This is a genomic window from Chryseobacterium contaminans (assembly GCF_001684955.1).
GTDB lineage: Bacteria > Bacteroidota > Bacteroidia > Flavobacteriales > Weeksellaceae > Chryseobacterium > Chryseobacterium contaminans.
Genome location: NZ_MAYF01000047.1, coordinates 1 through 9,699, shown reverse-complemented (window position 1 = coordinate 9,699; position 9,699 = coordinate 1). Strand labels below are relative to the sequence as shown.

Annotated in this window: 7 protein-coding genes; 1 reads left to right on the top strand and 6 read right to left on the bottom strand. The window is 36.6% G+C overall.

Translation table 11 applies throughout. From position 1 onward, the window contains the following. Positions 1–15: 15 nt before the first annotated feature. From BBH99_RS04435 to BBH99_RS04410, 6 genes are all read right to left on the bottom strand, one after another. Positions 16–840 (bottom strand): hypothetical protein, encoded by an 825-nt coding sequence (locus BBH99_RS04435; protein WP_066692528.1) that lies wholly within the window; start codon positions 838–840, stop codon positions 16–18. 84 nt (positions 841–924) lie between these two features. Continuing rightward, positions 925–3,756: an excinuclease ABC subunit UvrA gene (gene uvrA, locus BBH99_RS04430; protein WP_066692525.1), complete on the bottom strand. Its 2,832-nt coding sequence runs from the start codon at positions 3,754–3,756 to the stop codon at positions 925–927. 411 nt (positions 3,757–4,167) lie between these two features. Further along, on the bottom strand, positions 4,168–5,097 hold the full coding sequence (locus BBH99_RS04425) for a DUF3829 domain-containing protein (protein ID WP_066692514.1): 930 nt from the start codon (positions 5,095–5,097) through the stop codon (positions 4,168–4,170). Between the two features lie 25 nt (positions 5,098–5,122). After that, positions 5,123–7,006: a type VI secretion system baseplate subunit TssF gene (locus BBH99_RS04420; protein WP_066692513.1), complete on the bottom strand. Its 1,884-nt coding sequence runs from the start codon at positions 7,004–7,006 to the stop codon at positions 5,123–5,125. Between the two features lie 24 nt (positions 7,007–7,030). Then, complete coding sequence (locus tag BBH99_RS04415; protein ID WP_066692510.1) at positions 7,031–7,471, bottom strand: GPW/gp25 family protein; 441 nt, start codon at positions 7,469–7,471, stop codon at positions 7,031–7,033. A gap of 171 nt (positions 7,472–7,642) precedes the next feature. After that, positions 7,643–9,055 carry an APC family permease gene (locus tag BBH99_RS04410; RefSeq protein WP_066692507.1) on the bottom strand — a complete coding sequence of 471 codons (1,413 nt, stop codon included), beginning with the start codon at positions 9,053–9,055 and terminating at the stop codon, positions 7,643–7,645. A 142-nt stretch (positions 9,056–9,197) separates the two neighbouring features. On the opposite strand from BBH99_RS04410, the gene BBH99_RS04405 reads away from it, so the two are divergent. Then, a partial coding sequence (locus tag BBH99_RS04405; RefSeq protein ID WP_066692504.1) for a DUF4920 domain-containing protein occupies positions 9,198–9,699 on the top strand: 502 nt, incomplete at its 3' end.

The window sequence follows — 9,699 nt, the reverse complement described above, 5'->3', positions numbered from 1 at the left end:
TCAAAAACCTCATCATTAAAGGCACGGCAACCCGAGAAGATCCATTTCGGAACTCCAAAGCAGCTTCACTTTTCCTTTGTCATCCAATTCAAAAATGGCTCTTTCGGGAAACTGGCAATTGGAACCTGATTTTTTATCATACCATTTAAAATCATCATAGTAGGTGAAATACAAATTTTTATAATTTCCGTAAACGATTGGATTGTAATTTCCGAAACCATAATTGTTTTCTGTACTTTCTTTCGCTGCGGATTTTTTGATAGATTTATTGATCTCTGAATAATTATTTCCGTATTTCAAAGGAATCTCTTTTTCCGAAGCAATAACTGGGTTTCCGATCAAATTTTTATCAACATTCAGGATATAAGCAATATAATCATTTCCACATTCTGTAGACTGGAAAACCACTCGTTTTATTGTACATTTCTGGAAGGACTTGGTTCCATACACAAAATAAGAGTCTTTCATATTTTTTTTAAAGGTATCTTCAAACCTTTTATTATAGTATAGTGGCCCTACAGATATCGTATCATAATATTTATAATCTTTCATATCTTTTCTATATATCCACGGGATAGAATCTTTGACGAGGAAATTTTCATATTTTTTGGATAGCGGATCGTCAGAATCACCAAACTGAACGGGAATACAGATCGCCATGTCTTTTTTAGTTAGCTGATACACTCCAAAAACAGTACGTTCATCTAGTTTATACTCTGGTTCAACTATTGTAACTCTATCCTTTTTTTGAACTGTTGCCTCTGTAGAAACAGATGTCGTTTTCTCTTTTTTACAGGATAAAAGAATCGGAAATAATGCTAAGACGATATATTTTTTCATGATTGAATAGCTTGGATTTGATGGATAAAAATAAAAAAAGAATCTGCTTCCGCAAATTCTTTTATATACTTGGGATGATATATTCTATTCCAATTCCCTCTTCAAAAACTTCCCTGTCAAACTCTTTTTAGATTTTACAATTTCCTCCGGAGTTCCCTGTGCTACAATCTGTCCACCGTGTTTTCCTCCTTCCGGACCTACATCAATGATATGGTCTGCCAGTTTAATCACGTCCATATTATGCTCAATGATAATAAATGAATTTCCTAGCTCTACCAACTGATTGATGGCATCCATCAGGATTTTTACATCCTCAAAATGTAATCCGGTTGTAGGTTCATCAAGGATATAAAGGGTATTTCCGGTTTGTCTTTTCGCCAGTTCCGTTGCCAGTTTGATACGTTGAGCTTCTCCTCCTGAAAGGGTTGTAGACTGTTGTCCCAATGTAATATATCCTAATCCCACATCCTGCAATGTTTTTACTTTCGCAAAGATCTTTGGAATCGGCTGGAAGAAATCTACTGCTTCATCAATGGTCATGTCCAGTACATCAGAAATAGATTTTCCTTTGTAACGTACTTCCAGCGTTTCTCTGTTGAAACGTTTTCCGTTGCAGGTTTCGCAGTGAACATATACATCCGGAAGGAAGTTCATTTCAATTACTTTTAATCCACCACCCTGGCAGGTTTCGCATCTTCCGCCTTTTACGTTGAAAGAGAATCTTCCAGGTTTGTATCCACGGATTTTACTTTCCGGTAATTCTGCAAAAAGGTTTCTGATGTCTGTAAACATTCCGGTATACGTTGCCGGATTAGAACGTGGTGTTCTTCCGATTGGAGTCTGGTCTACATCTACAATTTTATCAATATTATCAAGGCCTTCAATCTTTTTGTATGGTAAAGGTTCCTGAACGGCTCTATAGAAGTGTTTGTTGAGAATCGGATATAATGTTCCGTTAATCAGCGAGGATTTTCCACTTCCTGAAATTCCTGTTACTACCACCAATTTTCCAAGAGGAATATCGAGAGTAACATTTTTCAGGTTGTTTCCTGTGGCTCCTTTCAGAACAATATTTTTTCCGCTTCCTGCTCTTCTTTCAGCCGGGATTTCAATTTTTCTTTTTCCGTTGATATATTGAGCGGTGATGGTATCTGCTTTTAAAAGGTCTTTGGGTTTTCCCTGCCAAAGGATTTCACCACCGAATTTTCCGGCTCTCGGACCAATATCCAATACCTCATCAGCTTCCAGGATCATGTCTTTATCATGTTCTACAACCAGAACAGAGTTCCCAATATCTCTAAGATTCTTTAAGGAATGTATCAGTCTTTCATTATCTCTCTGGTGAAGCCCGATACTTGGTTCATCCAAAATATACAAGACGTTCACAAGCTGGGAACCAATTTGTGTTGCCAGACGAATCCTCTGTGATTCTCCTCCTGAAAGGGTTTTTGAACTTCTGCTCAGGCTCAGATAATCCAAACCGACATCCAGCAGGAACTGAAGCCTGGTTTCGATTTCCTTTAAGATTTCGTGGGCAATAATCTTATTTTTCTCAGAGAATTTATCTTTAACATCGGCCAGCCATTCTTTTAAATCTGCTAAGCTTAATCCATTAACCTCAGCAATATTCTTTCCGTCAATTTTAAAACTTAAGCTTGAAGGCTGAAGACGGGTTCCATTACATTCCGGACATGTTTCTTCTGTAGTGAAATGTCTTTCCAGTAAAATGGCTTCGTAGGATTCTCTTTCCTCAATAATTTCTTCCATGAAAGCAATCAAACCATCAAAGCTGATCTTGATCTTCTTGGTAATCCCTGCATATTTCAGGTCTTTATTGAATTCCTTATGACATCCGTTATAGATATAGTCTAAAGCTTCTTCCGGAATATCCTGTAATGGTGTCGTCATTCCTAATCCGAAGATTTCAAGGATATTTTTAATTTGTGCCAGAATCCATTTGTTGGACTTAATATCTTCCAGTGGTAAAAGACCTCCCTGATTAATGGATAATTTAGGATTATCAATGAAATAATCTGTATTGATCTTTTTGATGGTTCCCAGTCCTTTACAGTTTGGGCAGCTTCCTTTTGGAGAGTTGAATGAGAAAGTATTCGGTTCCGGTAATGCTAAGGAATGTCCTGTTTCAGCATCCATCAGGTTTTTAGAGAAATATTCAATATCTATGCTTCCCAGTTTCTGGATTCCGATAATTCCCTCTCCCATTTCCATTGCGGTACGCAGGGATTTTTCCATTCTTCCTTCTGAAGCGCTTTCCCCAATGATCCAACGATCGATCACAATATCAATATCGTGGGTTTTATAACGGTCTAGCTTTAAATCGTATTCAATATCCTGTAATTCACCATCAATCCTGGCCTGCCCATATCCTTTTTTGGCCATCTGTACGAAAAGTTCGTGGTAATGTCCTTTCCTGGAACGTACAACAGGAGCCAGTAACATGATCTTTTCTCCTTTATAATTTTCCTTAATGGTATCAAGAATCTGATCTTCAGTATAACTTACCAGCTTCTGTCCTGTGGACAATGAATAAGCGTCCGAAACTCTTGCATACAAAAGACGAAGAAAATCGTATAGTTCTGTAACGGTTCCTACAGTAGAACGAGGGTTTTTATTGGTTGTTTTCTGCTCAATCGCAATAACGGGTGAAAGTCCTTCAATTTTATCTACATCTGGACGCTCTAATCCACCCAGGAACTGACGGGCATAAGCAGAGAAGGTTTCTATATAACGACGCTGGCCTTCTGCAAAAATAGTATCAAAAGCCAGTGAAGATTTTCCACTCCCGGAAAGCCCGGTAATCACTACCAGTTCATTGCGAGGGATCTTAACATTAATATTCTTCAGGTTATGTTCACGTGCTCCGTAAACTTCTATATATTCTGTTGATTTGCTCATAATTTGGAGTGATATTTGCCTGAAAATCACAACGTGCAAAATTACGGATTTTTATGGAATTTTTTTTAATAAGAAAGGGTTAAAGTTTTTATAATGGAAGTTTATTTTGTCTGATGTTATTGTAATATTTATATCAATGCTGTTGATAGGTTTTGGCTAAAGCCAATGGATGGGTTATTATTGAAAAAACGGGCTGAAGCCCGTTTCTATTGAATTTATTTTCCCGCAGAATACGCAGATTTTCATAAATGATGATAGGTATTATTTATACTAAGACAAAGAGATATCAAAAGAGAGGCTTTTTCATTTACACAGTTTAAGTTTTATTTTTAATCAAATAAAAATGTCGTATTTTTCTACGACATTTTATATTTTCAAATGGATTGTTAATCTTATAATCAATCCAAAAGGTTATTTCACAAAGCTATTGTATGCTCCAAGAACGTTTTCATAGGAAGAATCGATCTGCTGGATATCATTATCCTGGATCTTCCCTTTCTCTTTAGCATCTCTGATCAGCTTTCTGTAAAGATCTAAAAAGTTAGATGCATTCTTATTGAAGCTTTCAAACTGAGATTTTTTATAAGAATATTGCTGATCCTTCACGTCAAAGTTTAGCTTAGCATTAGCTTCTACTGCTTTTGCATATTCTTCATATTTTTTCTGAGCTTCCGCCTCGTTAAATTGTCCGGAATATTGCTTTCCTAAAAGATCAATTACGGAATCTAATGAATTCATCACATTTTTGGAAGAAATAATATATTCTTTCATGGGGTGATCCTTCAATATAACCTCTTCTGCAGCATCTGTAGCAGGTTTGATTTTAGCCATAATATTTTCTCCGGCAGCATAGAAAGCATTTACATCGGTTTCAATTTCTTTTCTGATGGCTTCCGCTTTTGCCCCTTTATCATCTTTATAGTCTTCCGAAGTCATATAAGACTTAAGCTCCTCAATTTTTTTATCTATGTTTTCCTTTTTAGCCTTATAAATACTGAATTCTTTTTCAATGGCGGCTTTATCTTTATCAAACCCGGACGGCACTTCCTTAATTTTTGAAAAGGAATAATCCATTGAAGTCAGTACAATTGGCATAATCAGTACATTTTCCCCTTTTGACTTAGCTACTGCCTCATCTGTATATTTTAAGATCCTTTCAATATGCTTGGATGTACTTTTATAGGAATCAATAAAATTGTTATTAAAATCAATAATTGCATTGGCATCTGTCTCGCTTCCCATATTCAAAACTGCGCTGCCTAATTTTCCGGCACCCTTTTTACAACTTACCACTGTAGCAGTCAAAGAAAGGGCCATTGCGAGTACAATAATCTTCTTCATATTTTTTTGTTTTAATTGTTGATTTTTACATATCCTGGAACTCTACGTCCTCATTCGTTACTTTCACCAGGTATTCAATACCGTCTATCGCTTTGGCAATGATCTGATTTCTGGTAATGTTGGCCATATTTTCCCAATAAGCTCTTCCATAGAAAGAATAATTCTGCGGAACAATTTCTACCTCAACGGTTCTTACAAAACCTTCTTTAGGTTTATTACTGATCATGGTTCCCCTTCTCACCCTTACTTCTCTCAATTCATCTTTCAGGACCATTCGGCAATAGTTTTTAACGTCTTCAAGGGAAATAATTTTATCTCTTGTTGTTAAAGCATATTTATAAGCCTGGATACTGTCAGTTCCTTTTTGCTCTTCCGCTCCACCCAATGTTTCGGTTAGCAATACAACGGTCTGAGATTTTAACTGATTGGAAAGCTCTGTTCCCGGACGCATATGATTGGCTAATGTACAATGCGTAATCCAGAAAGAAGCATAAGTATGGTCTGTTTTTTCTACAGGTTCCATAATCACGTAATTCAGCTCCTGTCTGATGTTTCTCTTGGCATTATTCACTTTCTGCACCATAGATTTCATCTTATCTGACATTTCGCTGAGAACTCCTTTTACATTATCTCTGTTTAAAAGGGAAAATGCTGCAATCTCATCTCTTGTCAGTTCCAGTACATTGGCAATCATATCTACAGCATTCCTGCTGGTAAAACGTTCCATTCCTCCTTTTCTTACGGTGTATAATCCTTTTTTAAGATCATCTGCGGGAGTAAATGGTATTTCGGTATATTTTCTTCCATCTCCATCCTGTACCTCATCTACATATAGGAAGTGTTCTCCTTCGTCTGTTACCAGAGGAATATTGTTCCCCATAATATCAAGACTGTATTCTGTTTTTTTCCAGCCTCTGTTATAGATTGGAAAAGCATTTAATACAAATGAGAAGTTGTCCAGAATTTCTGCTGAGAATTGTGGTGGAAACTCAAAAGTAAGCCATAAATAGCGCTTATTGTCCAGGTATTTGACAATCTCTTCTTTTCCGGCAAGGAAATCCAGGTTTTGTGGAAGTTGTCCCGGCTCTGAGAATAAGCTACTGGAAAGTCCTGTAACCTCAATAAACTTATGGCGGTAGATACTTTTAATGTCTTCAATTACTTTACTTCGGATAGATTGTTCTTTAAACATCTGCTCATAGCCATCCGGAGTGCTTTCTGTAAGGTAACTTAACCCTTCTCTTACAAACAGGGGATTTCCATTACTTGAAACCGTAATATAAGGTAATAGTTTATAAACAAAATCCAGATGTTCAAAAGCCGGATTGGAGCAGAATATGCTCATGTATTTTGGAAAATATTCGCTGACATATTTGCTGACGTCAACTCCTACTGTAACTTTTCTGTAATCTTCAGGCCTGCCGTTAAATCTTGCAATTGGAATTTTATTAAATCTGTCATCAATACTATAACAGGTATTTCCTACAAACATTACTGAAGTGTGAACTTTATTGATTCTTACATTCCCAACCGGGGTAAAAGGAATGTTCACTTGTTTATCTGATTCCGATTTTACTGTGGAAGTCATTTGTTTACGGAAGAAAAACTCCGTGTGTTCCAATAGAACTTCAGTTGAATCATAAGGCTGTGTAAAAGCAACCGCATGGGCCGGAATAGGATGAGTGTAAATGGATGGTGTTAACAGCTTGGCCAGTTTTTCAAGAATCCGGGCATTTACTGTCTGTATTTCATTATTCGCTTTAAAAACTTCTGTACTGAATGCGTCAATTAATAGTTTTACAAACGGATCTAAAGACTGCGGGCTTTTCAATCCCCATACTTTGGTGGCATTCTGAAGCATTCTTGCTTTTACAGATTCTTTGGAATAAATATTTTGATCTAGGTTCATAATTTTTTTTCGCTGTTAAAAATATTAATCAATAGACATAGGGCTCAGGAACAGTTCTGTAGAAAAACTGAAACGTTCTCCTGTTTCCTCCATCTTGGCATTGATAGCAATTCTTACTTTCTTTTTGATTTCTGTGTGTTCTTTGGTATCGTAACTGTGTTCGACAAATTGAATATGGGCATCGATCTGTGGCTGTACAATTCTTGGTTCATATTCCTGAATCTGTCTTCTGAGACTTTTAATGAAAACGCTTTCCCAGATAGCACTGGTCACTCCATTATCGAATTCCAGGTTCCAAACATCATTTCCATAATTCTCATCGTATCTGTTCTCCCCTTTTTTAGTGGTGATCAGGAGCATAATATTGTGGGCAATACTTTCCCCCATATCGCAGGTATCGATACTTCCCCCTTCTGTCATTAATGTGGACGGTACAAAGGGCATTCTGTAATTTGGTGTATCCATAACTTCTTGTTTTTTACTTCATGGTTCCGTTTACTTAAAAACGAAATACCAAAATACACATTTTCACTAAATAATTGTCATAATAAATGAAAATATTATTCAAAAATGAGGGCCTTCAAATTGAATTGAAAGCCCTAAAACTATTATCTGTATTATATTCATTATGTTAATCTATTGATCTGCTTTTCTCCGGTTAATGAAATAGTATACCGGAAGCCCTAATAATACCAGTAAAAACCCTGGCCATGTATATTGCTGCTTATATATTAATAACAGGATACAAAAAACAGTTCCTATAACAAGATAGATGATTGGAGTCACCGGATATAGCCATGTTTTATAAGGCCTTTCCAGATTAGGCTGCTTAATCCTCAGATAAATAACCCCGAAAACAGTAATCATATAGAACAGAACGATCACAAAAGAGATCATATCTAACAGGTTTCCATACTGTCCGCTCAGGCATAGTAAAGAGGCCCAGATTCCCTGCATCCACAATGCATTTTCAGGTACTTCATTTTTATTGTTTTTCTCTGCAGATTTAAAGAACATCCCATCTTTTGCCATCGTCTGGAAAACCCTTGCTCCGGCTAAGATCAGTCCGTTATCACATCCGAAGGTTGAAATCATCACCAATAAAGCAATAATAATAGTTCCTGCACTTCCAAAAATATTCTGTGAGGCCGCTACCGCTACTCTGTCATTGGCAGCAAAAGCAATACTGTCTCTGTCCAAAGCATTTAAATACACGAAATTAACTGCTATATATAAAATCATCACAGCAGATGTTCCGTAAATCATTGATTTTACTACATTTTTCTTTGGATTTTCAATCTCTCCGGAAACAAATGTTACACTTTCCCAGGCTACAGAACTGAAAACAGAGCCTACCATTGCAGCTGCTATTCCTCCCATCAAAGTCATTCCACTAATAGGTTCCCAGCCTTCTTTCAGGAAGTTTCCACTCAGGTCTTTTTTAAGATTATTAAAAGAATCCATTCCCAAACTGAAGTTTTCAGAGAGATGAGAAAAATCAACCAGAATAAATCCTGCAGCAATTAGTCCTAACAATGCGATGATTTTAGATCCTGTAAAGATATTCTGTAAAAATTTTCCACTCTCTACTCCTCTTGTATTGATATAGGTAAGCAAAAGAATAATAGCAATAGCTAAAATTTGTATCCATGTAATTTTAAACTCCCCACTCTGGAAAATGGGTGCAGCATCATTAAGTGAGGGAATAAGGTAAGCCGTAAATTTACCGAAGGCCATTGCTACGGCAGCAATTGTTCCGGTTTGTATCACAGTGAAGAGCCCCCAGCCGTAAAGAAACCCCATTTTCTTACCAAAGATCTCTTTCAGATAAGTGTATTGTCCCCCAGCCTTTGGAAACAAAGCCGAGAGTTCACCATAACTTATAGCGGCAGCAACAGTCATAATTCCTGTTATAATCCAGACAACAATCAGCCAGTAACCGGAACCCAGGTTGCGCATCATGTCAGCGCTTACAATAAAGATTCCACTTCCGATCATAGATCCCATTACAAGCATAATGGCATCCCATAGTTTCAGTTTTTTATGCATAGTCAAGTATAGGCGTCAAATATAAACAAATCTATCTTTCATTTTGAATTTTATTAAAAATTTAAACAAGTCATTGTTTATTGTTAATTTTTATCGATTTATGATTCAATATTAATTAGTATTTTTGGAAAAAATATTAAACATGAAATTTAAAGCTATTCTATTTGCAGTGGCTGTAAGTGCTTCTACCATAGCATTTGCTCAAGAGACATCACAAAAGAAATTTTCACCACCAGCAGGAAATGCTTTGGTAGGCGACACGTATGGGGCGGGAGTTGCTGCCAATACTGAATCTAAAGCTATTACAGTAGACAAGCTGGGAAAAAGGCTTAAAAAAGAAAATAAAAAACTGGAAAATGTAGCCATCAAAGGAAAGGTGGCTGATGTTTGTGAGAAAAAAGGATGCTGGTTGACCATCCAGACTGATGACAACTCACAATTTTTTGTCAAAATGAAAGATTATGCCTTCTTTGTTCCCACAGCTTTAAAAGGTAAAAATGTAGTTCTTGAAGGGAATGCTGAAAGAAAAGTTATTTCTGTAGATGAACAGAAGCATTATGCTGAAGATGCTAAAAAACCTCAATCTGAAATTGATGCTATCACACAACCTCAGGAAGAAATCAGATTTCTGGCAAGCGGAATTA